Genomic DNA, 26,590 nt, shown 5'->3' on the forward strand with positions numbered 1-26,590 from the left:
TCAGATGAAGCGCACCGTCAAAGACACCGAGGACAGCACCCGCCAGATCGGGCGGCGCAGCCTGTTTGTGGGCGGCTTGTTCTTAACCATGGGTGCGGTGCTGACCGCGCGCATGCGGTATCTTCAGGTCGAGCGCGCCGATGATTTCCGCCTGTTGGCCGAAGAAAACCGGATCAATATCCGCCTTTTGCCACCCGCGCGCGGCCTGATCTTTGATCGCGGTGGCGTGCTTTTGGCGGCGAATGAGCAAAATTACCGCGTCACCTTGGTGCGCGAGGATGCAGGCGATATCGACGCCGTCTTGGCCGAGCTTGGCCGGATCGTGACCCTCGACATGGTCGCACTAGAGCGCGCGCGCGCCGAGATTGACCGCCGCCCGCCCTTCGTGCCCGTCACCATTGCCGACCGGCTGAGTTGGGCCGAGATTAGCGCCATCGCCGTCAACGCCCCCGCCCTGCCCGGCATCACACCCGAGGTGGGGCTATCGCGCATCTATCCCATGGGGGCCGATCTGGCCCATGTGGTGGGCTATGTCGGCCCGGTGTCGGATTACTACCTTGAACAAACCGGCGATACCGACCCGGTCTTGCAAATCCCCGATTTTCAGGTGGGCCGCTATAATGTCGAGGCCCGGATGGAGCGCGTGTTGCGCGGCCGTGCCGGCACCAAGCAGGTCGAGGTGAATGCCGGTGGGCGTGTGATGCGCGAATTGGATCGCGACCCGCCCAATTCCGGCGGCGATCTGCAACTCACCATTGATGCCGGGCTGCAAAATTATGTCGAGGCGCGCCTGTCGGGCGAAAGTGCGGGCGCGGTCGTGATGGATTGCGAAAGCGGCGAAATCCTTGCGCTGGGATCGACCCCGACCTTTGACCCCAACCTGTTTGTGCGCGGCATTTCGACCGCCGCTTGGAATGGGCTGAACAATGACCGCTACCGCCCCTTGGCCAACAAGGCGACACAGGGGCTTTATCCGCCCGGCTCGACCTACAAGATGATCGTGGCGCTGGCTGCGCTTGAAGCTGGCGTGATCACGCCTGACGAAACGGTGTTTTGCCCCGGCCATCTGGATGTGGGCGACCGCCGCTTTCATTGCTGGAGCCGTGGTGGCCATGGCCGGGTCAATCTGGTCGAAAGCATCAGCCAAAGCTGCGATGTCTATTTTTACGAGTTAGCCCAGCGCGTCGGTATCGAGGCAATGTCAGCCATGGCCAAGCGCTTGGGCTGTGGGGTGCGCCATAATCTGCCCTTGTCCGGCATCGCCGAGGGGCTGGCACCCACGATGCAATGGAAGGCGCAGCAACGCGGGGCTGCATGGGTGGTCGGCGACTCGCTCAATGCCTCTATCGGGCAGGGCTTCGTGCTGTCCTCGCCCCTGCATCTGGCGGTCATGACCGCGCGCTTGGCCACAGGGCGCGATATCGTGCCGACGCTCATCCGCTCGATCGACGGGATCAATCAATTGCCCGGTCCCGCAGCAGATCTGGGCATCAACGCGGGCCATCTGCAATTGGTCCAGCGCGGCATGTGGCAGGTCAATAACGACAGGCGCGGCACCGCTTATGCCAGCCGGGTTGAGGTGGCCGATTACGCCATCGCGGGCAAAACAGGCACCAGCCAAGTGCGCAATATCACCGCCGCCGAACGGGCCTCGGGTGTGATCTCGAATGCCGATCTGCCTTGGGAACGGCGCGACCATGCGCTTTATGTGGGCTACGCGCCCTATGACAACCCACGCTACGCCTGTTCGGTCATCGTCGAACATGGTGGCGGCGGCTCGGCCGTGGCCGCGCCCATCGCGCGCGATATCTTGCTGCGCGCACAATTGGGCGAGGTGCCCCCCGCGTCGCTTTATCCCGCCAACCAACGCCCCGACATCGAACGTATGCATCGCGAATTGCCGATCTTGCGCACACCGCCCGCCCCCACGGGCCGCACGGTGCGGAGCCAAGCATGAGCTTTCTTGAATATAATGTGAAGTTCACGCCAACCGGCTGGCGCAAGATCTTGTATCTCAACTGGCCCTTGATCGTTTTGCTGATCGCAGTGGCGGGTGTGGGTTTCTTGATGCTCACCTCGGTGGCGGGTGGCCGCATCTCGCGTTGGGCCGAACCACAGATGGAGCGTTTCGCCCTTGGCTTTGTCTTGATGCTGATTGTCGCGATGGTGCCGATCTGGTTTTGGCGCAACGTCTCGGCCCTAGCCTTTGGCCTATCGGTGCTTTTGTTGCTTTTCGTGGAGTTTTTCGGCGCAGTCGGCATGGGTGCGCAGCGCTGGATCGATCTGGGTTTCATGCGGCTGCAACCCTCCGAGTTGACCAAGATCACCCTCGTGATGGTTCTGGCCGCCTATTACGATTGGCTGGATGTGACCAAGAAATCGCACCCGCTCTATGTGCTGATCCCGCTTCTGGTAATCGCCCTGCCCGTCGCGCTGACCTTGCGCCAACCCGATCTTGGCACGGCCTTGTTGCTCTTGATCGGCGGCGGTGCGGTGATGTTTCTGGCAGGCGTGCATTGGGCCTATTTCGCAGGTGTCATCGCATTGGGCGTGGGGGCGGTCTTTGCCGTTTTTACCTCGCGCGGGACCGGTTGGCAGCTGTTGCAAGATTATCAGTATCGCCGGATCGACACCTTTTTGAACCCGTCCAATGACCCGCTTGGCGCGGGCTATCACATCACACAAAGCCAGATCGCGCTGGGATCAGGCGGCTGGACAGGGCGCGGTTTCATGGAAGGGACGCAAAGCCGGCTGAACTTCTTGCCCGAGAAACATACCGATTTCATCTTCACCACCTTGGCCGAGGAATTCGGCTTTGTCGGCGCATCCTCTTTGCTGGTGCTCTATCTCTTGATCCTTGTGTTTTGCATCGTGATCGCACTGTCCACGCGCGACCGGTTTGCTGCACTTTTGGTGATGGGGATCGCGGTCGCCTTTTTCCTGTATTTCGCGGTCAACATGGCGATGGTGATGGGCTTGGCCCCGGTCGTCGGCGTGCCACTGCCGCTGGTCAGCTATGGCGGATCGGCGATGCTTGTGTTGATGATTGCCTTCGGGCTGGTGCAATCGGCCCATATCCATCGCCCGCGCTAACCACAGACAGGAGGCCCCATGCCCACCATCCTTTTCGCCGCCAAATCCGAGCGGTGGAGCACTTATGAGCCCCATCTGCGTACTGCCCTTGGCGAAAATGGCCTTGGTCATGCTCATCTGACGATTGAGGCCGATCCGGGCGATGTCGATTATATCATCTATGCCCCGAATTCCGGCCTGACCGATTTCACCCCTTACACAAGGCTCAAGGCGGTGTTGAATCTTTGGGCCGGGGTTGAGGATGTGGTGGGCAACGCCACGCTCAAGGTGCCATTGGCGCGGATGGTCGATGAGGGTCTGACCGAAGGTATGGTGGAATATGTCACGGGCCATGTCCTGCGCCACCATCTGGGGATGGATACACATATCCACGGCCAAGATGGGCGCTGGCGCGACGACAGCACGCCGCCCTTGGCGCGCGACCGCAGTGTTGCGGTGCTGGGTTTGGGGGTTCTGGGCACAGCTTGCGCACAAGCGCTGGCGGCGCTGAACTTCCCAACTCACGGCTGGTCGCGCAGCGCGAAATCTATCCCCGGCGTGACCTGCCATCATGGTACCGATGGGCTGGCGGATGCCTTGCGCGCCGCACAGATCGTGGTGCTGCTCTTGCCAAACACCCCCGCCACCGACAGCACGCTTAACGCACAAAGCCTTTCACTTTTGCCCAAGGGCGCGGTGATCGTGAACCCCGGTCGCGGGGCGCTTATCGACGATGACGCATTGCTTGCAGCGCTTGATCGCGGCCATATCGGCCATGCCACGCTTGACACGTTCCGCATCGAACCGCTGCCTGCCGACCATCGCTACTGGTCGCATCCGCGCGTGACTGTCACGCCCCATATCGCCTCGGCCACGCGGCCCGCATCGGCGGCGCGCACGCTGGTGCGCAATATCAAGCGCTGCGAGGCGGGCGAGGCGCTTCACCATCTGGTCGATCGCAATCTGGGCTACTGATGCGCAACCGCAAAAAGGCGCCGCAAGGATCGCGCCCATGGGTGCGCGACGCGCCGCCCCTAGCGCAGGCGCGGCGGCTTTTGCGGGTCCATCCCGGGTGCGGTTGGCGCGCTTGGCGCGGCTTGCGGTAGGCTGGGCAGATCAAAGCGCAAACCCACCCGCGCCAAACGCGCGGCGACCGGATCGGCCGCGCGGAAAAAGCCCACATCCAAACTTCCCGCCGCGATCCCAGAAAAGGTCAAGGCGGCGCTGACGGCACGCGCAAGCGCGGGTTCCGCCCCCGGCAGCGGATCGACAAAAGCCATCAAATGCCCACGCCGCCCACCGCGATAGGTGGTGGCGACCAAATAGGCCAAGCGCGCCATGCCACCGGCCGCCGCCAGCCGCGCATCAAGCGCGCTCAAAAGCGCTTCGGGAAGGCCACTTGGCGCAGTGATTTCCTCGGGGTGTTCCTCGACCTCCTCCGGGGCATCGGCAAGCGTCGCGGCCAGCCACGCGACCGAGGCAGCCTCGATCAAGATCGACGAGGGGGCCACGCCCAGATTGACCCCAAGCCCGATGGCTTGGCCCGCCAACATCTCGGCCAACCGCCGCCCCGAAAGCGCGGCATAGGGTGCTTGGCTGCCCACGAATTCGGCCAGCCGCTCCTCGCGGTCGAAGACGAGGACGAAATTCTGCCCTTCGACCGGAAAGACCTGCGGGCGGATACGTTCGCCCTCGGCCTCGGCTTCAAGCAGCAAGAACAATTCTGACCCGGCAAGCCGGTCGTAAAAACGCAATCGGGCCGCGTCATCGGCGGGTGCTGCCTCCATCTCGGCATGGGCGTGATCCAAGGGTGTCATGTCTGCGATACCTCCGCGCTCCGCGCAAAAAAGCCTGCCGCCCACTGCGCGGGTGCAGATCGACGACATAGACCTTTGCCCGCATGGCCAAAAGCATCAATTGACCGAAAAATGCGCGCACTGCAGCGCGCGCGCGGTGGGATTGGACATAATCCCGCCCCAAATCCCCGCTAGAGCTGCTATTGTAGACAAAGACGACAAGATCATCCCATGATCGGCGACACGGCGAAAGAGTAGCCAGTAGTAAGCAGCAGGCGCGTAAATGTTGGAATTCGCTGAGGTATCGAAATCCTTTTGGACAGGCGAGCGGCGCAAGGTGATCCTTGATCGCGCCTCTTTCCGTGTCGAGCTTGGAACTTCGCTGGGTATCCTTGCGCCTAATGGGGCGGGCAAGACCACATTGATCAAAATGATGGCGGGGCTGGAGAAACCCGATGAAGGGCGCATTTATCGCGATGCGCGCATCTCGTTTCCGCTGGGCTTCATGGGTGGCGTGATCAGCCGGCTGTCAGCTTGCGAGAATGCCCGCTACATCGCCCAGCTTTACGGGCTTGATTCCGACTATGTCGAGGCCTTCTGCCGCTGGGTTTGCGATATCGAGGAATATTTCGACATGCCCGTCGGCACCTATTCGGCCGGGATGCGGGCCCGGTTCAACTTTTCCCTGCTGTTGGCGCTGGATTTCGACATCTACCTGATCGACGAAGGCATGCCGATGACGACCGATACGGAATTCAACCGCCGCGCGGGCAGCATCCTGGCCGACCGATTGAAACATGCGACCGTGGTGATCGTGTCTCACCAGGCGCAAACGCTCGAGAAATTCGTACGCCGGGCTGCGGTGTTATGCGACGGGCAATTACACGCGTTCGACACGCTCGAAGAGGCGAAACAGCTTTATGACTACCAAACCCAAGGTGCGTAAATTCCGCATTCGCCGCAATGATGGCATGCGCGGCCTGATCGAAGATGACGTTGCCCAAACCCCGGCGACGGCCACGCCGCGCGTGGCAGAGCATGCGCCAACAGCCGAAGAGTTGATGGCCACCCCCACCCATATCGAGGATGGATTTGGCGATTTGGCGATGCCGGGGTCAGTGGCCGCCGCCCAAGCCGCGGCGACCACGCTGGCGCAGGCGCAGGCCGAGCAACATGCCGCAAACCCCGCTGAACAAGCCGAGCGTGATATCGCCGCGATCCGGGCCGAAGGGCTGACCGGCCGCCAATTGCGCATGGCGCGCCGTGTCGCGCAGAAAAACGGGTTGAGCCCGACATCGGATTTTGACGCTGTCAGATTGCTGCGCGCCCGCGGGCTTGATCCTTTCGCGACGTCAAACATGCTCGACATGGTCGTCCCCACCGCCCGCGGCGAGGAAGCGGGTGCTGCACCCAACACGCTTCCGGCGACGACCCGGCCGATACAGCCACCCGCCAATCCCGCCGCACCGCGCCCGCTTGGCAATGATGATCGCGCAGCCGAGATCATGAAGATCCAGCGCGATATCGCACGCCGCCGCCGCCGGCGGTTGGTGCTGTTGGCGACGCGCCTGTCACTGTTCGTGCTTTTGCCGACCTTGCTGGTCGCCTTTTACTATTACCGCGTCGCGACGCCGCTTTACGCCACCAATACGGAATTCGTGATTCAAAAGGCCGAGAGCGGCGGCACAAGCGCTGGTGGTGGGCTTGGCGGGCTATTGGGCGGTTCCAGCTTTGCAACCGTACAAGAAAGCATCGTAGTACAAAGCTATCTTGAAAGCCGTGAGGCCATGCTGCGGCTGGATGAAGAGCTGAGTTTCCGCGCCCATTTCTCGGCCGCGCACATGGACCCGCTGATCAGGCTTGAGCCCGACGCCGCGATCGAGTCGGTCTATTCGACCTATCGTAATCAACTGACCATCGGTTACGACCCGACCGAAGGCGTCATCAAGCTCGAGATGTTGGCCTCTGATCCCTTTACCAGCCAAGCCTTTTCCGAAGCGTTGATCCGCTACGCCGAAGAGCGCGTTGACCAGATGAGCCAACGCCTACGCGAAGACCAAATGGCCGGCGCGCGCGAAAGCTACGAAGATGCCGAGCGCCGGGTGAGCGAGGCACAGGCCCGTGTGCTGGAACTCCAAGAACGGCGCGGCGTGCTCTCGGCTGATGCCGAGGTGTCGGCGGTCTTTTCCCAGATCGCGACCTTCGAGCTTGAAGCGCAGCAAGAACGCCTGAGGCTGGCCGAGATCATGGCCGCCCGCAGCCCGAACGCAACCCGTGTCGAGATTGCGCAAAACAACATCGCGCGGCTTGAAACCCTGATTGCGCAATTGCGCAGCAGCCTGACAGAGACGCAAACAGACGGTGCATCGCTGGCGCGGATTCAATCCGAGTTGGTGATCGCGCAAGCCGATTTGGAAACGCGTCAAATGATGCTGGCCCAAGCGTTGCAACAGCTTGAAACCGCCCGGATCGAGGCTAATCGGCAAACGCTTTACCTGTCGATGGGTGTGTTTCCCGTGCCGCCAGACCGGGCCGCCTATCCGCGCGCATTCGAGAATACGCTGCTTGCCTTCCTCGTGTTTTCGGGCATTTACCTGATGGTGTCGATGACCGCATCGATCCTCAGGGAACAGGTCAGCTCTTGACCGCGCGCCCAAACCAAAACGGGAGAGCCCATGCAGATCGTGCAAACAGGCCGCTTGGCCATTGGCAATGACCGCCCGCTGGCGGTAATCGCAGGGCCATGCCAGCTTGAAAGCCGCGCGCACGCGCTGATGATCGCGCGCGCCATGGCCGAGGCTTGCGACAAGGCGGGCGCGGGCTTTGTGTTCAAGGGCAGCTATGACAAGGCCAACCGCACCAGCCTATCGGGCGTGCGTGGCCTTGGTATGGACGAGGGACTGCAAGTGCTGGCCGATGTGAAGGCAGAGCTTGGCTGCCCGGTGCTGACCGATGTGCATGGGGCCGATCACTGCGCGCCGGTGGCGGCTGTCTGCGACATCATCCAAATCCCGGCCTTCTTGTGCCGCCAGACCGATCTTTTGCTGGCCGCAGGCGAGACAGGGGCGGTGATCAACGTGAAAAAGGGCCAGTTCCTTGCCCCTTGGGACATGCCCAATGTCGTGGCCAAGATCGAATCGACCGGCAACCGGCAGATCCTTTTGACCGAACGTGGCACGAGTTTTGGCTACAACACGCTTGTCACGGACATGCGCGCGCTGCCCGAGATGATGAAAACGGGCTATCCCGTGATCATGGACGCCACTCATTCCGTGCAACAGCCCGGCGGCCAAGGCGGCAGTTCGGGCGGCCAGCGCGAGTTTGCCCCGGTGATGGCACGCGCGGCGGTATCGCTGGGAATCGCCGGTGTTTTCATCGAAACCCATGAAGACCCCGACCGCGCGCCATCGGATGGGCCGAACATGATTCCACTGGCGCAAATGCCCGCGTTGGTGGCGGGGCTGATGAAATTCGACCAATTGGCCAAGGCCGATCCCATCCGCCTGTGAACGAGGCGCAATCAGCCCGCAAAGCGACGTCAGAATTGTCGAAACGGGGTCTTGATCCCTCGCCGCGCACGGCGTAACTAGCGCGGCACGGTTGGGGTGTAGCCAAGTGGTAAGGCAACGGTTTTTGGTACCGCGTACCGTAGGTTCGAATCCTACCACCCCAGCCAGTTTCAATCAGCTTCACCACGACATATGGCCGGCCCCTTTGGGCGGCTAGGCTTTGCGTATCGCCCATGCAGCCAGCCATCCCTTGGGGGGTTGACTTGGCGCGGCACCTCCGGTCCAAAGATATCATCTTTCGTGGAGATTTTATCTTTTGATGAAGCTATCGAAAATGGTGCAGAGCGCCGTTCTGGTGAAGAACGAGTTGCTGATCCAAGCAAGCGACACCGCACTTGCCGATGGGCTTGTGGTGGAAGCGCAGGGCCAGATGATCGCGATGACCCCCGTCGCCGAAGATGACGGCCGATTGGCTGATCTGCCCTTTCGCCGCGTGTTCAGCTATCCGGACGGGCCACTACACCTGACCGAACGCATGCCCGATAGCACCAGTGCCACCTTCAATTCCGAGGGGCATATCAATTTGCTGCCCGATTGGGCGCTCGATAATGGCCAGACGGTTCAAATTCGGGTCGACGGAACCAATCAACCGCATCTGATCGATATCGAGCATCCGCTGACCCTTCCTGCCGTTGATCAAGCCCTCAACTTCGAGGCCTATGTTGCCGCGCATCGCTGCCGGGCATGCCTGGTGGTGCATTTCATCCCCGCCAAGGGCGGCAAAACGGAACAGATCGAGGTCAAGATCGACCCTGCGCGCTTGGGCGGCCATTTGGTTGATGGCTATCAAAAAGTGAGCATTCCAGTCCCGCGCAAAATGTCAGGCCTGCGGGTGGCGATGCAGATCAAATATGACGGCTATCATTCGGATGGTACGGACAATTACCCTTATGTCTTCATTGCCAATGCCCAGATCGCCAGCCCCAATATGGCCGACAACAGCCTGCAACCGCGCCAACAGGTCATCGGCAGCGCGCATGCAACCAGCGAACCTTGGTATCGCGCCTATATCCCGCTTTTTCACAGTGCCGCCGATCCGCCGATTACCCTCAAGCTCGGCAAGGAAAGCAAAACCGTTTTCCCGCCGATCGCAGGACAGATCAAACTGATCGATGACTACGGTCATTCCTTGGTACTCAAAGCCGACACGCCACGCAGCGTGATGCTTTTCGTCAATGGCGCAGCGGTGCATGAAGCCCATATTCGCAGCGATGACACGCTTGTCCGCTTGCCCATGCAATGCCTGCGCGGCGAGATCATTGAGGTCTCGATCCGCGATCTTTCCGGAAGCCAGATCTTTCTATCGCTTCCGGTGCTGGCCCCCCGGCTTTTGACCCCCCATGAGGTCATGGTGCGCGAGACGCGCGCACCGTTCCCGACCGAATTAACCATCCGCGCCAATCATCGGTATCGCGCAGCGCGGGCGCATCTGGCCAATCCCATCGCGGGGCTGGATGCCACCTCCATCGGCACCGCATTTGCGACGCTTGATCAGACCTATGAGACGCTCAAGCTCAGGCCCATCGCGTTTCCAAAGGTCGAGAACCCGACCGTCAGCGTGATCATCCCCGCCCATAACAAGGTCGAGGTGACATATTACGGGCTTTGCGCGCTTTTGGCGGCGCATAACGCAACCCCGTTCGAGGTGATCTTGGTCGATGACGCCTCGACCGACGCGACCGCCGAGATCGAGACAATCGTGTCGGGGATCACCGTCATCCGCAATACCGAGCCGCAGCGCTTTATCCGTGCCTGCAATGCCGGTGTGGCGGTGGCGCGCGGCACCTATGTCGTGCTGCTCAACAATGACACCGAACCGACCATTGGCTGGATCGACGCGCTTTGCGAGGCCTTCGCGCGCTTTGACAATGTGGGCCTTGTGGGGTCCAAGCTGCTGTACCCTGACGGCAAGCTGCAAGAGGCCGGCGGCATCATCTGGGGCAGTGGCAACCCTTGGAACTACGGCAACCGCGCCAACCCTTGGGAGCCGCGCTTTTGCTACGCGCGTCAGGCCGATTACCTGTCAGGTGCCGCGATGATGACGACCAAGGCGATCTGGGATCAGCTGGGCGGTCTGTCCGATTACCTTGAGCCGATGTATTTCGAAGATACCGATTTCGCCTTCAAGGTGCGCGAGGCGGGCTATACCACGTGGTTCGTCCCCTCCTCCATCGTCTATCACTTCGAAGGGATGACCAGCGGCACCGATACCTCGTCCGGCTTCAAAAGCTATCAAGAGGTCAACCGCCCCAAGTTCAAACGCCGCTGGGCGCGTGACTATGCCGGTTTCGGCCGTGAAGGGCATGAACCCGATCTTGAGAAGGATCGCGGCATCATCGGGCGCGTCTTGTTCATCGACTACACCACCCCGCGCGAGGATCGCGATGCCGGCTCCTACGCCGCCCATCGCGAGATCGAGCTGGTGCAATCGCTGGGCTACAAAGTCACCTTCCTGCCCCAGAACCTTGCCCATTTCGGAAGCCAAACCGACGTCTTGCAAGATAGCGGGGTCGAGGTAATCACCGCCCCCTTCTACCTGTCGGTGCCCGAATTCATCGAGAAACGCGGCGCAGAATTCGATGCCGTCTACATCACGCGCTACTACGTCGCCCAAGACAGCATCCCGCATATCCGCAAGGCCAATCCATCGGCGCGGATCATCCTGAACAATGCCGATCTGCACTTCTTGCGCGAATTGCGGGCAGCCCTCAGCGCCGATGACAGCGCGCGGCTTGCCACCATGCGCCGGGTCCGCGACGAAGAGCTTGAGATGATGCGCAACGCCGATCTGGTGCTGAGCTATAACGAGGTGGAACACGCCGTCATCGCCTCGCATACCGATGGCAAGGTGCGCGTCATGACCTGCCCTTGGGTCGTCGATATCCCGGCCAGCGTGCCGCCGCTCACCGATCGCGCGGGGCTGTCTTTCCTCGGTAGCTTCAACCACCACCCCAATGCCGAAGGGCTGCGCTGGTTCGCGGCCAATGTCATGCCCCGGCTCAAGGGGGCGCATCTGTCGATCTATGGCGCGGGCATGGGGCCGGATATCAAGGCGCTGTCCTCTGACATGATCGACCCGGTGGGCTATATCGACACGGTGGCCGATGCCTATGACAAACACCGCATCTTCATCGCACCGCTGCTGTCGGGGGCGGGGATCAAGGGCAAGGTGCTGGGCGCCATCGCGCATGGCATCCCTTGCGTGCTGACCCCCGTCGCGGCCGAGGGGACGGGGCTACGCCACGGCCATGACTGCCTGATCGCGGAGACGCCACAAGACTGGGCCGAGGCGATTGCCCGCCTCTCGCAAGACGACGCGCTCTGGTCCGCCATGTCAGGGGCCGCCCGCAGCTACGCCGCCGAGCGCTTCTCCTTCACCGCTGGCCGGGCCAAGATGAAAGCCGCCTTCGAGGCGCTGGATATGTTTGGGGCGGTGTGAGCGCGATGATCATTAATCAAACATATGGATTTACATTCATCCACATTCCAAAGTCGGCAGGGACGAGTGTCACACAGTTTCTAGCACCGCTGAATGGTCCGTTTGATCTAGAGATCGGTGGAACAGCATTTGGTGAGGAGATCCAGTCAGCGTATACGCGCCGCCACAAGCTACGAAAGCATTCAACGCTGAGCGAAGCTCAAGGTGCCATAAAAACAGCGCGGGCATCGGGTGAGATGTTCACATTCACTTTTGTGCGAAACCCTTATGACAGATTATCATCCGCGTTTTCGTTCTTGCGGAGATGGGAGGAGTACAATCCAGAATTACTCAAGATCATGAAGGGTTTTTCTAGTTTCCAAGAATTCATAGCATCTGGGATTTACGCTAAGATACCCGGCCCTGATGGTATGTTCAGAAATCAATGTGAGTGGCTAAAGATTAATGGAGAAGTTCCAAATCAGATGTATTGCTTTCGCATCGAAGACGCAGAAGAAGCCATCCAAGAGATTAAGTATAAACTCGAAAGGCGCGGCGCAGACATTAGTTTGCTAGGCACCACTCTGCCACACAAAAATAGCTCACAAAGTCAGCGCATCGAAGATATCGAGTTATCGAGTAAGCAACGATCATTAATTGTAGATCATTATGCTGAAGACTTCAGAAGTTTCGGTTATGTTCCTTTGAAATAGATTTTGAAATTGCATACCATTGCACAATCTAATCATCAGTCAATCGGACACAACTCTCAGGCGTGCGATCTAGCCAAACCTGCCCCCGCAACTTACGTTTCGAAAAATAAGCGACCATCTGGGTGGGCGTTATTTTCTTGTTGTCAATTAACTCATCATTAATTTTCTGAATCCCATCAACGAAATGTGTGTCTTCCTCCACTTTCGATGAATAGTTTGGCCCATATGCCCTGTTGATGAATCTCTCAACTATACCTCCAAAGGCATAGAAGTGTGAATATCCAAATCGTTCATTTATCAATGGAAGTATATCCTGACTTCTCGTCCCCTCAAAACCCCATTTGGAGAAATCAATATTTGGAAATTCCGCAGAATTTTCACCATTTCTACAGTTTAGTTTGTATCTTTCAGGCATTTCAGACCAAATTTTATCGACCACAGTTTTTGCTTCAGGCCAACACTGATGGCCATTCTTTCCAATCATGTCGCGAGTCATGAGAAGCCCATCATCCTTCAAGCTTGCATGGCAAGAATCAAGAAGTTGCTCCAAATTTATAATATGATGAAGCACTTGGTTTGCGATAATGAGATCAAACTTTGACGATGCGAACGATTTGTTTACATCAACACTTTTGAAAGAAACAATTTTTGAAACGCCAAGGGAACTTGCCTTATTCTTTGCTTTACTTACAAGTTCATTTGATAATTCAAATCCGACGATTTTGACATTTCTTATATTTCTTTCATGAAGCAGTTTCGCCAAGGCATTCTCTACTTCACCATCACCTGAACCAATACTTGCCACTGTCACACGTTTATTATTTTCGGCTGCGGCAAGAATTGGATTAAGATAGAACGTATAGCCGCCTGAGTAACCAAGTAACTCTTGAATTCGGGGGGCAAGATATTTGGATGACCACCAATTTACAATCTCTGGCAAAGCTGAAAAATTCGCCAGGCCTTCAAAGTGGCGCCTTTCTCCAGACACTCTCTTCTCATAATCCTTATTTTCACTTACTTGCGTCTCCATCCCCTCACCCTCTCCCATATCCATCCTCATACCGCACGATATCGTCCTCGCCCAAATAGCCGCCCGTCTGCACCTTGATCAGCACCATGGGCAGTTTGCCGCGCTGTAGGTCTCGGTCACATACTCCGCGACCTCGGCTGGAAAGGTCATCTCGGGCCGTTTCATCTCTACACTCACACCCCTTACCCCTTACCAAACCCACCCCGAACCCGGTGGTAAACGCGTTCCCCCGCCCCGCCCCGCGTGGCGCGGCGTGTAGCTACGCATGCACTACGGATAAACGACGGAATGTTGACACCGTTTTCCGACAGGAATCCGCCACCCTCACCCTCTCCCATATCCATCCTCATACCGCACGATGTCGTCCCCCCGCCGAACCCCGCCCCGCGTGGCGCGGCGCGTATGTACGCATGCTGTACGGATGTACGACGGGGAGTGTACACCGTTCCCGACAGGGATGGGCCGCTCATCACCCTCTCCCATATCCATCCTCATACCGCACGATATCGTCCTCGCCCAAATAGCCGCCCGTCTGCACCTCGATCAGGACCATTGGCAATTTCCCAGGGTTTTCAAGCCGATGGGTCACCCCCAGCGGGATGTAGATCGAGCTATTCTCGGACATCAGCCGCGTCTCACCGTCCACCGTCACCCGCGCGGTGCCTTGCACCACCACCCAATGCTCGGCCCGATGGTGGTGACTTTGCAAGCTAAGGCTCGCACCTGGATTCACATGAATGCGTTTAACCTGAAACCGCGGACCAAGGGCGAGGCTTTCGAACCACCCCCAAGGGCGGTGATCCTTGGGAAAGGTCGCGGCCTGTGACGCGCCGTTTTGCTTAAGATGCGCCACCGCCGCGCGCAAATCCTGCGCCCGGTGCATCGGGGCCACCAGCACCGCATCGGGCATGGCGACCGCGATCATATCCTCTAGCCCCAGCCCGATCAGCACTTGCCCCGGCGCTTCGGCGCGCAAAAGCGTGTTGGTGCAGTCGATCCCATGCGCCGGGCCGCTCTTGGCGAGCCCCTGCGCATCGGGTTCCATCACGCGCCAGACCGTCTCCCAGCCGCCAAGGTCGGACCAGCCGCCGTCGAATGGCACCACGCGCAGGTCGCGGCTTTGCTCCATCACCGCGTAGTCGATCGAGATATCGGCCGCCCCCGCCCAAGGCCCCTCGGCCAGCCGCAAAAAGCCCAGATCGGCGGTGGCTTGGTCCAGCGCAAGGCGCACCGGGTCGATCAGCGCGGGGGCATGGGTTTCAAAGCCCGCGATCAGCGCATCGGCCCGCGCCAAGAACAGCCCCGCGTTCCACAGGTAGCGCCCATCGGCCAGCATCGCCTCGGCACGCGCGCGGTCGGGTTTCTCGACAAAGCGGTTGAGCGTGATCGCCCCCCCGCCGTTGTCATCGCCCAGTTCCAGATAGCCGTAACCCGTTTCGGGCCGGTCGGGGCGGATGCCAAAGGTGACGATGGCCCCTGCCTCGGCCGCTTTGCTCGCCTGTGCGATGGCGCTGCGAAAGGCCGCGATGTCGCCCACCACATGATCGGATGGCGCGATCAAGACCACCGCCCCCGGATCACCCGCCACGATATGCAACAGCGCCGCCAGAACGGCCGGTGCCGTGTTGCGCGGGGCCGGTTCCAGCAAGACGGCGGCGGGGCTTACCCCGATCTCGTCAAGTTGCTGGGTCACGATGAAGCGGAAATCATTGCCGGTCACCACAACGGGCGGTGCAAAATCCGGCCCGCTGAGCCGCCGCACCGATGCTTGGAACAGGCTTTCCGCCCCAATCAGCGGCGAGAACTGCTTGGGGTAGCTGCGCCGCGACAAGGGCCACAACCGCGTGCCCGACCCGCCGCAGAGCAAAACGGGGGTGATGTGTTGCGATGTCGCCATGGCATACGCCCCGTACTATTCACGCGCGGCGCATCATCGCCCCGCTCGCCCCGACAAAAGCCGAATTCACGAAAGATGTAAACACTTCGCTTTTGCTGATATTCACACGCTTTATATTTTTGCGTCACTGGGCGATTGGGCCATAGGGATGCAGGTAGCGGCGCAAGATCTGTTCAGATGAAACAGGCGCAATATGCGCCCCAAGCGCGCCTTCAGCATGGCAGCGCGCCGCCGCGCGTGTCAAAAGGCCCGGCCCCGTCTTGAACCAGCGATGCTCATTCTCACGCGCCAAACAAGCGTTGATCGCCATCTCAAGCGCCAAGGCGATGACATTATGGCCGGGTGGGGCGATGATCACATCTGTCATCACTGCCCCCACCTCATCGCGGAAAAAGCGGGTGGAGCCCTGTTGATCCAGCCAGCGGGCGACATCATCCCCCGGCCATTGCGGCGCGCCCAGCGCAACACCGCCGCGCACAAGCAGCAGGCCGTAGCGCAAAAGATCGGCCTTTTGGTCGGGCGCAGTAACCGTGCGATAGGCCAGCGCGCTGCGCGATCCGTGGTGTTTGGCAAACCATGCGGCCCCGTCGTCAAGGCTTGCGGCCTCGATGACAAAGCCCGTGCGCTTGGCCCAGGCTGCGACAAGGCGCTGATCATCGACCGCCTCGGGGTCAAGGCCCGGCCAAACAAGATGGATGATGCGCGGCAGGGCGGGGTTGGGGGATAGATGTTCATCATCACCAAGCGACGCCACCACCGGCCGCGCGCGCAGGAAATAATCACCAACCAGCGCTGCGCTTGCCGCTGGGTCATCGACACCGCTCTCCGGCGTCACGGCTGCAAGGATACGCGCCTCGTTCAGCAAAGACCCCAGCCATGTGGCGCGCGGTTGGTGGATCAGGGCATGTTCCAGCTTCCCCTCATCGCCGCGCAGCTGCGCCAAGCATGCCTCGGCCGCGGCCAGATCGCCGCACAGCAGATGGGCCTTGATCATGACGCTCAAGGGCTGAACCTCTTGTGCTATAAGGCAGATATCGCGCAGCAAATCATCGCGCCCCATGCGCAGGGCCGACGTCAGCCGGTGGCCCATAACTGCGTCTGCATCTTGCGTCGCCCCGATCCGTGCAAGCAGGCGCGGCACAAGTGCCGCCTGTCCCGCGCAATGCAGCGCGTCACAGGTCAGTTGCATGATCACCGCATCATCCGGCCAGTGCAGGGCGCAAAACCACAGATACCGCGCCGCGTGCGCCCCGCATCCTGCGTAAAGCAAAACGCGCCCCAGACGCTCTGCCGCCTCTTGGTCGCGCCGCGCGACCGGGCTTTGGCGGATCAGTTCAAGCGCGGCGCGCGGACCATGGCGCAGCAAGCAATGCTCGATGGTAAAGGCGCGTTCTTCGGTCACGGACCAAGCGGAGCGATCAAACCCTTTCGCCATCTGATCGGCCAAGGTCAGATCGCCCGCATCAATGGCCTGCGCCACATCCGCAAGCGCGCGGTACCATGGCACATGGGTCACCGTGATGGTCGGTGCGGGGCTGGCTTGCGCAAGCGCATGGCGGAGCGCTGCGTATTCATCGCCAAGGCCCGGATCATCCGGCGCTGTTGCACAGACCATGGCGGCATCCGAAATTTGGCCCAAACGCAGATAGGCTTGCGCGGCGCGCAGCCTGATTTCCCCGTGCGTGGGATGCTGGTCAAGCGCAGCCATAGCCGCCGCAGTTGCACCTGCATCATCGCCATGGGCCAGCCGCGCCTCGATCTGGGCAAGAAGCGCTAGGGCGTGATTGGGCTGCACCGCCAATAGCGCATTGCAAAGTGGCGCGGCATCACCCACCCGTTGCGCGCTGCGCAACAGGCCGATCGCATAGGCGAGTTCGTCAACCTCGGTCGGGATCTGACCCAGCGGATCAAGAAAGGCGATGGCCGCCGCCGCCCCCTCGGCCTGTTCGACGGCCTCGGCCGTCTTGCGCCGGATCAGCGCCGCATCGGGCAGATGCAGCATCGCGGCGCGCCCGGCGTCAACGGCGGCATGCGCATCACCACGCGCCAACGCCAGCTCGATCAAGCCGATCCATGCCCAGAAATGCTGCGGCGTCTCAGACACGATATCGCGATAGAGGTCTTCGGCCATGGCGCTGTGATTGGTTTGGGCAAGGCCACCGGCCACGCCGAAACGCAACGCGGCAAGCCAGCCCTCCTCGCCCTTGGCGCGCCCGAGCCATTGGGCAAGATCGACAAGGGCCGTTGCGACCTCGGCCAAATCCGCCTTGCCATCGTCACCATTTTCCACAGCGTTACCCCTTACTCGGTAGGGATAGTGCCGTCATACGTGCAGGCGATCAATCGCCGCTTTTCAACCGATCTGCGCGGGGTCGAACCAATCGGGTGGGCGCACGCCCCATGCGGGGATCTGCGCCCTTGCCCGCGCCACAGCACCCAGATCAAGGTCGATCAGCCGGATCGCGGGCGCACCCTCGCCCAGATCGGCCAGCACCTCACCCCAAGGGCCAACAGCCAGCGCATGGCCATAGGTTTGGCGCCCATCGGCGTGATGGCCTGCTTGGGCGGCGGCCAAAACGAAGGCGCCGGTTTCAATCGCGCGGGCGCGCAAGAGCACCTCCCAATGGGCTTGTCCGGTCGGCACGGTGAAGGCCGAGGGGATGAACATCAGTACCGCGCCCGCCTGAGCATAGGCGCGGTAGAGATAGGGGAAACGCAGGTCGTAGCAGATCGACAGCCCGAATGGGCCCCAAGGGGTTTGGGCGAGGGTCGCGCGGGTTCCCGGCGCGAAGCGTTTGGATTCGCCGATGGGGGCTTGGCCCTCCAGCGCCACATCGAAAAGGTGGATCTTGTCGTATTCGGCTACGATCCCGCCCGTGGCATCGATCAAGGTGGCGTGGTTCAGAAACCGCCCATCGGGGCCGCGCACAGGCGTTGATCCGGTATGAATCCATAGCCCATGCCGGGCCGCCAGGTCGCGACAAGCGGCGATGAAGGGGTCATCTTCGGCCGCCACGACCTGTTTCGCCGATGTCTCGGGGTTGCGGTTCATGAGCCCCGCCACCTCGGGCAGGGCCAAAAGCTCTGCGCCGCCTGCCGCCGCCTCGGCGGCCAATGCGCTGACGGTCGCGATATTGGCCTCATGCGTGTCGGCCGAACACATCTGGGCTAAGGCAACGCGCAAGGTGGGGCTTTGGGTCATGGGCGGCTCAACGTGCGGGAGACAGCGTCTTTCCAACCGGCATAGCGGCTTTCGCGGGTCTTGGCCTCCATCCCCGGCGCGAAATTGCGATCCAGCGCCCAAATGGCGGCAAAGCCCGCCGCATCGGGATAAACCCCCGCGCGCATCCCCGCCAACCACGCCGCGCCAAGGGCGGTCGTCTCCAGCACCTTCGGGCGATCGACAGGGGCGCCAAGGATGTCGGCCAGAAACTGCATCGTCCAATCCGACGCGCTCATCCCCCCATCAACGCGCAGGGTGGCGGCATCCAGCGCGCGCCCTGTCTCGGCCTGCCAATCAGCGGCCATCGCCTCCCACAGGTCGCGGGTCTGGTGGCCCACGCTTTCAAGGGCGGCGCGGGCGAATTCGGCGGGGCCGGAATTGCGGGCAAGGCCAAAGATCGCGCCGCGACAGTCGGGGTCCCAATAGGGTGCACCAAGCCCGGTGAAGGCGGGCACAAGGTAAAGCTCTTGGGTGGGGTCGGCGGCTTCCGCCAAGCCTTGCGTCTGGGGCACATGATCGATGATCCCCAGCCCGTCGCGCAGCCATTGCACCACGGCGCCTGCGATGAAGATCGACCCCTCCAGCGCATAGGTGGGTTTTCCATCGAGCTGATAGGCGATGGTCCCCAGCATCCTGTTCTGTGAGCGGACCAGCGTCTCACCGGTATTGAGCAGCGCGAAACAGCCCGTGCCATAGGTCGATTTAATCATGCCGGGCTGGAAACAGGCCTGCCCGATGGTGGCGGCCTGTTGATCGCCCGCCACGCCCAGAATGGGGATCGCGCCGCCCAGAAGCGCGGGCTCGGTCATGCCGTAATTGGCGGCGCAATCGCGCACCTCGGGCAGGAGCGCCATGGGGATATCCAGCAGCGCGCAGATCTCCGCATCCCAGCAGCCCTCGCGGATATTATACAAGATCGTGCGTGAGGCGTTGGTGGCATCGGTCGCATGCACGGCACCAACTGTCAGCTTCCAGATCAGCCAGCTGTCGATGGTGCCAAAGGCCAGCTCGCCCGCCTCTGCCCGGGCGCGCGCACCTGCGATGTGATCCAAAAGCCAAGCCAGCTTGGTGCCCGAGAAATAGGGGTCGAGCAAAAGCCCGGTCTTTTCCTGCATCATCGCCTCGTGCCCCTCGGCCTTGAGGCGCGCGCAAAGATCGGCGGTGCGGCGATCTTGCCAGACAATGGCGTTATGCAAGGGTTTGCCCGTGGCGCGATCCCACAGCACGACAGTTTCGCGCTGGTTGGTGATGCCGATGGCCGCGATATCGCGGGCGCTCAGCCCACCCTTGGCCATCGCCGCACGACAGGTGGCCAAGACGGATCGCCAGATGTCTTCAGGGTCATGTTCGACCCAGCCCGAGGCCGGGTAGATCTGCGGGAATTCTTCTTGCGACGATGCGCCGGGGGCAAGGGAGGCGTCGAACAAGATCGCCCGGCTTGATGTTGTGCCTTGATCAATGGCCAGAATATGCGTCATCGCCGCCCCTTCCCTTTGTCGCCGCTAGCCTATCGCGTGGCGCGCGACCTGCAAGTCACTGTGCCGCCATGAAGCCGTCGATCGCGGCAATCTGATCGGCACCCAGCCTGAGGCCCAGCTTGCTGCGCCGCCACACGACATCTTGGGCCGTGCGCGCATATTCATGCGTCATGAGCCAGCGCAATTCTGCCTCGGTCAGCGTCGCGCCAAAATCTTGGCCCAGATCGGCGGCGGATGTTGCATCGCCCAAGATCAACCGCGCCTCAGTGCCATAGGCGCGGATCAGCCGTGTGGCCCAGCCTTGGGTCAAGAATGGGTAGCGGTCCAGCAAATCAGCAATCAAGCGGTCCACCCCATCCACAGGGAAATCCCCGCCGGGCAGGGACACACCGGCCGTCCAATGCGCGCGCCGACCGGGAAAATGAGGTTTGAGCTTGTCCCACGCATCTTCGGCCAGCTTGCGATAGGTGGTGATCTTGCCGCCGAAGATGTTGAGCAGCACGGGCCCGTTTTCATCCAGCGACAGCACATAGTCGCGCGTCGCCGCCGTGGCAGAGGTCGCTCCGTCATCATAAAGCGGGCGCACGCCGGAATAGGTCCAGACCACATCAGCTTGGGTGAGCTGCGTCTTGAGATACTGGTTGGCAAAAGCGATCAGGTAATCGCGCTCAACCTCGGTGCAATGCGCGGCCAGCGGATCGCCCTGATGATCGGCATCGGTTGTGCCGATCAAGGTGAAATCGTTCTCATAAGGGATGGCAAAGATGACCCGCCCATCGGCCCCTTGGAGAAAATACGCTTTGTCATGCTGTGCCACGCGCGGGACGACAATATGGCTGCCACGCACAAGGCGCACGGCCTCGCGGCTGTTTTGGCGGATCACGCCTTGGACAACATCGGCGACCCAAGGCCCGGCGGCATTGACCAGCGCGCGCGCTGTCACCACCTCGGCCAGGCCATCACGCTCCAGCGTCACTTGCCAATGATCGCCAGCACGGCTTGCTGCAATCACCTTGGTCCGCGTCAGGATACGCGCGCCCCGCGCTTCGGCATCGCGGGCGTTGAGGACGACAAGGCGCGCATCCTCGACCCAGCAATCGGAGTATTCATAGGCTTTGACAAACCGATCCTGCAGCGCCGCGCCCTCGGCCGTGCCTTGCAGCTGCAGTGTCTTGGTGCCGGGCAAAATCTTGCGCCCACCCAAATGGTCATAAAGGAACAGCCCCAGCCGGATCAGCCAATCGGGCCTGCGCCCACGCAACCAAGGCATGAGCGCGCCCAACAGCCGCGAGGTCGGCGTTTTGCTATCAAAGCGCATCTCAGGCGAGAGCGGCAGCACGAACCGCATGGGCCAGCTGATATGCGGCATGGCGCGCAGCAGCGTTTCGCGCTCGGCCAGCGCATGGCGCACCAGCGAAAACTCGAAGAACTCCAGATAGCGCAAGCCGCCATGGAACAGCTTGGTCGAGGCCGAGGAGGTGGCGCCGCCGAGATCGCCCATTTCGGCCAGACACACCGAGAGACCGCGCCCCGCCGCATCGCGCGCGATGCCGCAGCCGTTGATGCCACCGCCGATGATGAACAGATCGTATTGCGCGGCCATCGCGACTCCTTTGCCCAACACGGTGCATCACAGGGGCAGTCTTTTTCACTCCATGTTCGTTTTGTCAATTTTCATGTTCGCTTTTATTCGTTATCCATCGGCCATGCGCCTTAGCCCCCGCCAGTCGGATATCCTTGATCTTGCCCGCCAGATGGGTCGTGTTGGTGTGGATGATCTGGCCACGGGCTTTGGTGTTACCGTTCAAACGATCCGGCGCGATCTGTCCGAGCTCTGCGATGCGGGGCTATTGGCGCGCACCCATGGCGGCGCGATGCTGCCCTCGGGTGTGACCAATATCGCCTATGCCGAACGTCGCCGCCTTTCGGCCGATGCGAAAGAGGCGATTGGGCGCGCCACTGCCGCGCTGATCCCGCAAGGTGCCTCGCTCTTTCTCAACATCGGCACAACGACCGAAGCCGTGGCGCGCGCGCTGATCGACACGCCCAACCTGATGGTGGTGACCAACAATCTCAACGTGGCGCAGATCATGGCCAGCCACCCGACAGCCGAGGTGATCCTCACAGGGGGCCGCCTGCGCCGGGCCGATGGCGGGCTGACGGGCGATATGGCGGTCGAGACCATTCGCCAATTCAAGGTCGATGTCGCCGTAATCGGTGGCTCGGCCTTGGATGAGGAGGGCGACATTCTCGATTTCGACCCGGACGAGGTGCGCGTCTCGCGCGCGATCTTGTCGCAGGCGCGCGCGGCGATACTGGTGGCTGATTATGGCAAACTGGCGCGCGCGGCCCCGGTACGCATCGCCAATCTGCGCGATCTGGATCGTTGGATCACCGACGCACCGCCACCCGCACGCTTGCGCGATCTTTGTGACGCAGCGGGCACGGCAATCACGATTGCGGCAGACCCGCGATAAGCTTTTCCACGACGGGTCCAAGGGCGGACACGATCAGCGCCACACCAGCGGCATTGGGATGGATACCATCGGCTTGCATATAAGCGGCCAGCGCCGCGCGCGGGTCAGCTTCGGCTGCATCGGTGAGCGGGCCAAGAAAGCTTTCGGCATGCAGCGCGCCATATTGCGCGGCAAGCTCTGGATAGATGGCGTCAAAATCGGCTTTGAACTCTGGCCCGTAATTGCCGGGTGCCTCCATCCCGACCAGCAAAACCGGCACCCCGGCGGCCTTGGCGGCTTGCAATATCCCCTCCAGATTGGCGCGGCTGGCCTCGGGCGGCAGGCCGCGCAACAGGTCATTGCCCCCCAACGCCACGATCAGCGCATCGACATCGGGGCTAAGCGTCCAGCCGATCCGGGCAAGCCCGCCTGCCGTCGTATCACCCGACACACCGGCATTGATCATCGCGACCCCATGGCCGCGCGCGGCAAGCCAGCCCTGCAATTGCGGCACAAACCCTTCTTCCTGCACCAGACCGTAACCTTGGGTCAGGCTATCGCCCAAGGCTGCAATCGTGACCGTGTCCGCGCGCACTGGGGCTGCAAGCAACACCGCCAACATCAACGCCTTGCCCATCAGGCCCAAGGCCCCATATGCGATAGACCAAAGTAAACCGAGGCGTTCAGTCATGGCCGATCCTGTCTTTTCCCTTGTCGATGCCCGCCTCTCGCTTGATGGCAATGCCGGGCCTGTCGATATCTTGCACGGCATCACGCTTGAAATCCATGCCGGTGAAACCGTGGGGCTGACGGGGCCATCTGGATCAGGCAAATCTTCGCTCCTTATGCTGATGGGCGGGCTGGAACGCGCGACCGGCGGCAAGGTCATGGCATTGGGCCATGATCTGACCGCGATGAACGAAGACCAGCTTGCCCGCTTTCGTCGGGATCATATGGGCGTGGTGTTCCAATCCTTCCACCTGATCCCGACAATGACCGCGCTGGAAAACGTGGCGACACCCTTGGAACTGGCGGGTCATCGCGATGCCTTTGATCGCGCGGCCGCGGACCTTGAGGCGGTGGGGCTGGCCCATCGCGCCGATCATTACCCCAGTCAGCTTTCCGGCGGCGAGCAGCAGCGCGTGGCACTGGCGCGTGCCGCCGCACCCCGCCCGCGTATCTTGTTGGCCGATGAGCCGACCGGCAATCTTGATGGTGCCAATGGGCAGGCGATCATCGACATGCTTTTTGGCCTGCGCGACCGGCACGGGGCGACCTTGGTCTTGGTCACCCATGCCCCGGAACTGGCCGCGCGCTGTGACCGCGAACTGCGATTGCGCGATGGGCGCTTGCTGGGCGCGGTGATGCAGGACGCCGCGCAATGATCATCGCTTGGCGGATCGCGCGCCGCGAATTGCGCGGGGGCTTGCGGGATTTTCGGATTTTTCTGGCCTGTCTGGCCTTGGGCGTTGCAGCAATTGCCGCCGTCGGCTCTGTGCGCGCGGCGATCCAATCCGGGCTGACCCGCGAAGGGGCGACAATCCTTGGCGGTGATGCCGAGATGAGCTTTACCTACCGTTTCGCCGATGCCGCCGAGCGCGCCTTTATGGCGGGGATCGCCACACGCGTATCGGAAACCGTCGATTTCCGCTCGATGGTCGTGATCGACCGCGACGGCGTGACCGAGCGCGGCCTGACACAGGTGCGCGGGGTTGATGCAGCCTATCCGCTTTACGGCAGGGTCGTGCTTGACCCAGCCATCCCCTTGGCCGAGGCGCTGGCCACGACCGACAGGCCCGGTGCGGTGATGGACAGGTTGTTGATCGACCGGCTGGCGCTTGAAATCGGCGATGTGTTCCGGCTTGGCACGCAGGAGTTTGAATTGCGCGCCGTGCTTGTGGGTGAACCCGACAGCGCTTCGGGCGGTTTCGCGCTTGGCCCGCGCAGCATCGTGAGCTTGTCTGGGCTGGCAGGGGCGGGTTTGCTGGCACCCGGCACGCTTTATGACAGCCAATACCGGCTTGCCTTGCCCCCCGGCAGCGATCTGGCCAGCCTGCAACAGACCGCGCGCGCGCAGTTCGAAGAGACGGGCCTGCGCTGGCGCGACAGCCGCAATGGCGCGCCGGGGGTGCAAGCCTTTGTCGATCGCATCGGTGCCTTTTTGGTTCTGGTGGGGCTGGCCGGGCTGGCCGTGGGTGGTGTCGGCGTCGCATCGGCGGTGCGCGCCTATCTGGAGGGCAAGGTCGAGACCATCGCAACGCTCAAGACCTTGGGGGCCGAGGGGCGGATCATCTTTGCCGCTTACTTCATGCAGATCGGCCTTTTGACGCTGCTTGGTTTGGCCATGGGGCTTGTCTTGGGCGCGGCGCTGCCACTGATCTTTGCGCCGATCATCGCGGCGCAACTGCCGCTGCCTATCGCCTTTGCCATCTATCCCGGCCCCTTGGCCGAGGCCGCATTCTACGGCGCGCTGACCGCGCTGATCTTTACGCTTTGGCCGTTGGCGCGCACCGAAACCCTGCGCGCCGCCGCTCTTTACCGCGATGCATCCGGGTCAAGGCGGCACTGGCCCCGGCCCCTCTGGCTGGTCATCATCGCCTGTCTCACCTTGGCCCTTATCGGTGCTGCGACGCTTTTGTCGGGCATCCCGCGCTTGGCCTTGGGCACGGCGGGTGGGATCATCGGCGCGCTCATCGTGCTTTCGGTCGCGGCAGTGTTGATCCGGCGCGCGGCGCGGCGGATGTCACGCGCGGGCATGATGCGCGGGCGCACCGCGTTGCGCATGGGATTGGGTGCGGTGGGCCTGCCGGGGTCGGAAACCACAAGCGTGGTCTTGTCGCTTGGCTTGGGGCTGACGGTGCTGGCCGCCGTGGGCCAGATCGATGCCAATCTGCGCGCCGCCATCCAGCGCGACCTGCCGACGGTCGCACCGACCTATTTCTTTGTCGATATTCAACCTGATCAGCTTCAACCCTTTCTGGACCGGGTGACAGGCGACCCCGCCGTCAGCCGCGTGGATACCGCACCGATGCTGAGGGGCATCATTACCCGCATCAACGGCCAGCGCGCGCAAGATGTGGCGGGCGATCACTGGGTGATCCAAGGCGACCGGGGCGTGACCTATACAACGACGGCACCGCCACCCGAAGAGATCGTGGCAGGCGCATGGTGGCCCGATGATTACGCGGGGCCGCCGCTGGTGGCCTTTGCCGCCGAGGAAGCCGCCGAGATCGGGCTGACTATTGGTGACAGTTTGACCGTCAACATTCTTGGCCGCGATATCACGGCCGAGATTGTCGCCCTGCGCGAGGTAAGTTTTGAGAATGCGGGCATCGGCTTTGTGCTGACCTTGTCGCAAAACGCCTTGGCGGGCGCGCCCCATACCCATATCGCCACCGTCTATGCCGAAGAGGCGGCCGAGGCTGCGATCTTGCGCGATGTCGCCGGGGCCGCGCCCAATATCACAGCGATCCGCGTGCGCGACGCGCTGGACCAAGTTGCAAATGCACTCGCAAGCCTTGCGGCGGCGACCTCCTATGGCGCGGCTGCCACCTTGGTGACAGGGTTTATCGTGTTGATCGGCGCGGCGGCGGCGGGCGAGCGCGGGCGCATCTTTGAGGCGGCGGTGATGAAAACGCTAGGCGCGACGCGCGGGGGTATCTTGGCCTCGTTTGCGATCCGTGCGGCGCTGATGGGGTTGGCGGCGGGAACCGTAGCGATCTTGGCCGGTGCTTTGGGCGGATGGGCGGTGATGACGCTTGTCATGGACAGCAGCTACCGGTTCGAGCCGATCTCGGCCTTGGCCATCATCGGCGGCGGGGTCTTGGCAACATTGCTTGCAGGCTTGGCCTATGCATGGCGGCCATTGGCGGCGCGTCCCGCGCGGGTGTTGCGCGCGCGCGACTGATCGGGGCCAAGGCAGACAAGGCGCTTGCCAT

19 protein-coding genes, 1 tRNA gene and 1 pseudogene are annotated in these 26,590 nt (G+C 61.7%); 12 read left to right on the forward strand and 9 right to left on the reverse strand.

Annotated elements, in window-relative coordinates; translation table 11 throughout:
- Positions 1 to 4: 4 nt before the first annotated feature.
- Genes mrdA through KG698_RS10050 form a run of 3 tightly spaced genes read left to right on the forward strand, consistent with a single transcriptional unit; the run spans position 5 to position 4,047 of the window.
- The gene (gene mrdA, locus KG698_RS10040) at positions 5 to 1,957 is read left to right on the forward strand and encodes a penicillin-binding protein 2 (protein ID WP_213685435.1); all 1,953 of its coding nucleotides are present in this window, start codon (positions 5 to 7) and stop codon (positions 1,955 to 1,957) included.
- Positions 1,954 to 3,093, forward strand: coding sequence for a rod shape-determining protein RodA (gene rodA, locus KG698_RS10045; protein ID WP_213685436.1), 1,140 nt, complete (start codon positions 1,954 to 1,956; stop codon positions 3,091 to 3,093). Before mrdA ends, rodA begins: the two co-directional genes overlap by 4 nt.
- Positions 3,094 to 3,111: 18 nt before the next feature.
- Positions 3,112 to 4,047 carry a glyoxylate/hydroxypyruvate reductase A gene (locus tag KG698_RS10050; RefSeq protein WP_213685437.1) on the forward strand — a complete coding sequence of 312 codons (936 nt, stop codon included), beginning with the start codon at positions 3,112 to 3,114 and terminating at the stop codon, positions 4,045 to 4,047.
- Between the two features lie 59 nt (positions 4,048 to 4,106).
- On the opposite strand, the gene KG698_RS10055 is transcribed toward KG698_RS10050, so the two are convergent.
- Complete coding sequence (locus tag KG698_RS10055) at positions 4,107 to 4,898, reverse strand: SseB family protein (RefSeq protein WP_213685548.1); 792 nt, start codon at positions 4,896 to 4,898, stop codon at positions 4,107 to 4,109.
- Positions 4,899 to 5,151: 253 nt separating this feature from the next.
- Here KG698_RS10055 and KG698_RS10060 point away from each other — a divergent pair, with 253 nt between their 5' ends.
- The 6 genes from KG698_RS10060 (at position 5,152) to KG698_RS10085 (ending at position 12,568) form a co-directional block, all read left to right on the forward strand.
- The gene (locus tag KG698_RS10060; RefSeq protein ID WP_213685438.1) at positions 5,152 to 5,814 is read left to right on the forward strand and encodes an ABC transporter ATP-binding protein; all 663 of its coding nucleotides are present in this window, start codon (positions 5,152 to 5,154) and stop codon (positions 5,812 to 5,814) included.
- Entirely contained in the window at positions 5,789 to 7,513 is a 1,725-nt protein-coding gene (locus KG698_RS10065; RefSeq protein ID WP_213685439.1) for a capsule biosynthesis protein, read from the forward strand. Before KG698_RS10060 ends, KG698_RS10065 begins: the two co-directional genes overlap by 26 nt.
- A gap of 30 nt (positions 7,514 to 7,543) precedes the next feature.
- Positions 7,544 to 8,377, forward strand: a complete 834-nt coding sequence (gene kdsA, locus KG698_RS10070) for a 3-deoxy-8-phosphooctulonate synthase (RefSeq protein WP_213685440.1) — start codon at positions 7,544 to 7,546, stop codon at positions 8,375 to 8,377.
- Positions 8,378 to 8,469: 92 nt separating this feature from the next.
- Positions 8,470 to 8,544: transfer RNA gene (locus KG698_RS10075), tRNA-Gln, on the forward strand.
- A gap of 167 nt (positions 8,545 to 8,711) precedes the next feature.
- Positions 8,712 to 11,876: a glycosyltransferase gene (locus KG698_RS10080; protein WP_213685441.1), complete on the forward strand. Its 3,165-nt coding sequence runs from the start codon at positions 8,712 to 8,714 to the stop codon at positions 11,874 to 11,876.
- Between the two features lie 5 nt (positions 11,877 to 11,881).
- A complete protein-coding gene (locus tag KG698_RS10085; protein ID WP_300983588.1) occupies positions 11,882 to 12,568 on the forward strand; it encodes a sulfotransferase family 2 domain-containing protein in 687 nt (228 codons plus the stop codon).
- Positions 12,569 to 12,596: 28 nt separating this feature from the next.
- Here the strand turns inward: KG698_RS10085 and KG698_RS10090 are convergent, their stop codons facing one another.
- The 7 genes and pseudogenes from KG698_RS10090 to glpD form a co-directional block, all read right to left on the reverse strand.
- A complete protein-coding gene (locus tag KG698_RS10090) occupies positions 12,597 to 13,622 on the reverse strand; it encodes a class I SAM-dependent methyltransferase (RefSeq protein WP_300983518.1) in 1,026 nt (341 codons plus the stop codon).
- A pseudogene (locus tag KG698_RS10095) lies at positions 13,603 to 13,698 on the reverse strand (hypothetical protein); the annotation flags it as partial. The pseudogene KG698_RS10095 and the gene KG698_RS10090, both read right to left, overlap by 20 nt.
- A 369-nt stretch (positions 13,699 to 14,067) precedes the next feature.
- Positions 14,068 to 15,495, reverse strand: a complete 1,428-nt coding sequence (locus KG698_RS10100) for a mannose-1-phosphate guanylyltransferase/mannose-6-phosphate isomerase (protein WP_213685444.1) — start codon at positions 15,493 to 15,495, stop codon at positions 14,068 to 14,070.
- 124 nt (positions 15,496 to 15,619) lie between these two features.
- Positions 15,620 to 17,785, reverse strand: coding sequence for a tetratricopeptide repeat protein (locus KG698_RS10105; RefSeq protein ID WP_213685445.1), 2,166 nt, complete (start codon positions 17,783 to 17,785; stop codon positions 15,620 to 15,622).
- A gap of 63 nt (positions 17,786 to 17,848) precedes the next feature.
- Positions 17,849 to 18,697: a carbon-nitrogen hydrolase family protein gene (locus tag KG698_RS10110; RefSeq protein WP_213685446.1), complete on the reverse strand. Its 849-nt coding sequence runs from the start codon at positions 18,695 to 18,697 to the stop codon at positions 17,849 to 17,851.
- A complete protein-coding gene (glpK, locus tag KG698_RS10115; RefSeq protein WP_213685447.1) occupies positions 18,694 to 20,196 on the reverse strand; it encodes a glycerol kinase GlpK in 1,503 nt (500 codons plus the stop codon). Before glpK ends, KG698_RS10110 begins: the two co-directional genes overlap by 4 nt.
- A gap of 55 nt (positions 20,197 to 20,251) precedes the next feature.
- Positions 20,252 to 21,799 (reverse strand): glycerol-3-phosphate dehydrogenase, encoded by a 1,548-nt coding sequence (gene glpD / locus KG698_RS10120; protein ID WP_213685448.1) that lies wholly within the window; start codon positions 21,797 to 21,799, stop codon positions 20,252 to 20,254.
- A gap of 73 nt (positions 21,800 to 21,872) precedes the next feature.
- Between glpD and KG698_RS10125 the strand changes: the two genes are divergently transcribed.
- Positions 21,873 to 22,673 carry a DeoR/GlpR family DNA-binding transcription regulator gene (locus KG698_RS10125; protein ID WP_300983521.1) on the forward strand — a complete coding sequence of 267 codons (801 nt, stop codon included), beginning with the start codon at positions 21,873 to 21,875 and terminating at the stop codon, positions 22,671 to 22,673.
- On the opposite strand, the gene KG698_RS10130 is transcribed toward KG698_RS10125, so the two are convergent.
- Positions 22,648 to 23,343, reverse strand: a complete 696-nt coding sequence (locus tag KG698_RS10130; RefSeq protein ID WP_213685449.1) for an arylesterase — start codon at positions 23,341 to 23,343, stop codon at positions 22,648 to 22,650. The genes KG698_RS10125 and KG698_RS10130 overlap by 26 nt on opposite strands.
- On the opposite strand from KG698_RS10130, the gene KG698_RS10135 reads away from it, so the two are divergent.
- Together KG698_RS10135 and KG698_RS10140 are read left to right on the forward strand one after the other, a co-directional pair.
- Positions 23,342 to 24,037 (forward strand): ABC transporter ATP-binding protein, encoded by a 696-nt coding sequence (locus tag KG698_RS10135; RefSeq protein WP_213685450.1) that lies wholly within the window; start codon positions 23,342 to 23,344, stop codon positions 24,035 to 24,037. The genes KG698_RS10130 and KG698_RS10135 overlap by 2 nt on opposite strands.
- Positions 24,034 to 26,559, forward strand: coding sequence for an FtsX-like permease family protein (locus KG698_RS10140; RefSeq protein ID WP_213685451.1), 2,526 nt, complete (start codon positions 24,034 to 24,036; stop codon positions 26,557 to 26,559). The genes KG698_RS10135 and KG698_RS10140 overlap by 4 nt, the downstream gene beginning before the upstream one ends.
- Positions 26,560 to 26,590 lie beyond the last annotated feature (31 nt).

It is taken from the genome of Roseicyclus sp. (assembly GCF_018402035.1).
GTDB lineage: Bacteria > Pseudomonadota > Alphaproteobacteria > Rhodobacterales > Rhodobacteraceae > Roseicyclus.

Bases quoted from the DNA above. Each gene is read 5' to 3' on its own strand.
- rodA (WP_213685436.1), top strand. From the start codon at position 1,954: ATGAGCTTTCTTGAATATAATGTGAAGTTCACGCCAACCGGCTGGCGC.
- KG698_RS10065 (WP_213685439.1), top strand. From the start codon at position 5,789: ATGACTACCAAACCCAAGGTGCGTAAATTCCGCATTCGCCGCAATGAT.
- KG698_RS10085 (WP_300983588.1), top strand. From the start codon at position 11,882: ATGATCATTAATCAAACATATGGATTTACATTCATCCACATTCCAAAG.
- KG698_RS10100 (WP_213685444.1), bottom strand. From the start codon at position 15,495: ATGGCGACATCGCAACACATCACCCCCGTTTTGCTCTGCGGCGGGTCG.
- KG698_RS10135 (WP_213685450.1), top strand. From the start codon at position 23,342: ATGGCCGATCCTGTCTTTTCCCTTGTCGATGCCCGCCTCTCGCTTGAT.
- glpK (WP_213685447.1), bottom strand. From the start codon at position 20,196: ATGACGCATATTCTGGCCATTGATCAAGGCACAACATCAAGCCGGGCG.
- KG698_RS10140 (WP_213685451.1), top strand. From the start codon at position 24,034: ATGATCATCGCTTGGCGGATCGCGCGCCGCGAATTGCGCGGGGGCTTG.
- KG698_RS10080 (WP_213685441.1), top strand. From the start codon at position 8,712: ATGGTGCAGAGCGCCGTTCTGGTGAAGAACGAGTTGCTGATCCAAGCA.
- glpD (WP_213685448.1), bottom strand. From the start codon at position 21,799: ATGGCCGCGCAATACGATCTGTTCATCATCGGCGGTGGCATCAACGGC.
- mrdA (WP_213685435.1), top strand. From the start codon at position 5: ATGAAGCGCACCGTCAAAGACACCGAGGACAGCACCCGCCAGATCGGG.
- KG698_RS10090 (WP_300983518.1), bottom strand. From the start codon at position 13,622: ATGGATATGGGAGAGGGTGAGGGGATGGAGACGCAAGTAAGTGAAAAT.
- KG698_RS10130 (WP_213685449.1), bottom strand. From the start codon at position 23,343: ATGACTGAACGCCTCGGTTTACTTTGGTCTATCGCATATGGGGCCTTG.
- KG698_RS10125 (WP_300983521.1), top strand. From the start codon at position 21,873: ATGTTCGCTTTTATTCGTTATCCATCGGCCATGCGCCTTAGCCCCCGC.
- kdsA (WP_213685440.1), top strand. From the start codon at position 7,544: ATGCAGATCGTGCAAACAGGCCGCTTGGCCATTGGCAATGACCGCCCG.
- KG698_RS10110 (WP_213685446.1), bottom strand. From the start codon at position 18,697: ATGACCCAAAGCCCCACCTTGCGCGTTGCCTTAGCCCAGATGTGTTCG.
- KG698_RS10050 (WP_213685437.1), top strand. From the start codon at position 3,112: ATGCCCACCATCCTTTTCGCCGCCAAATCCGAGCGGTGGAGCACTTAT.
- KG698_RS10060 (WP_213685438.1), top strand. From the start codon at position 5,152: ATGTTGGAATTCGCTGAGGTATCGAAATCCTTTTGGACAGGCGAGCGG.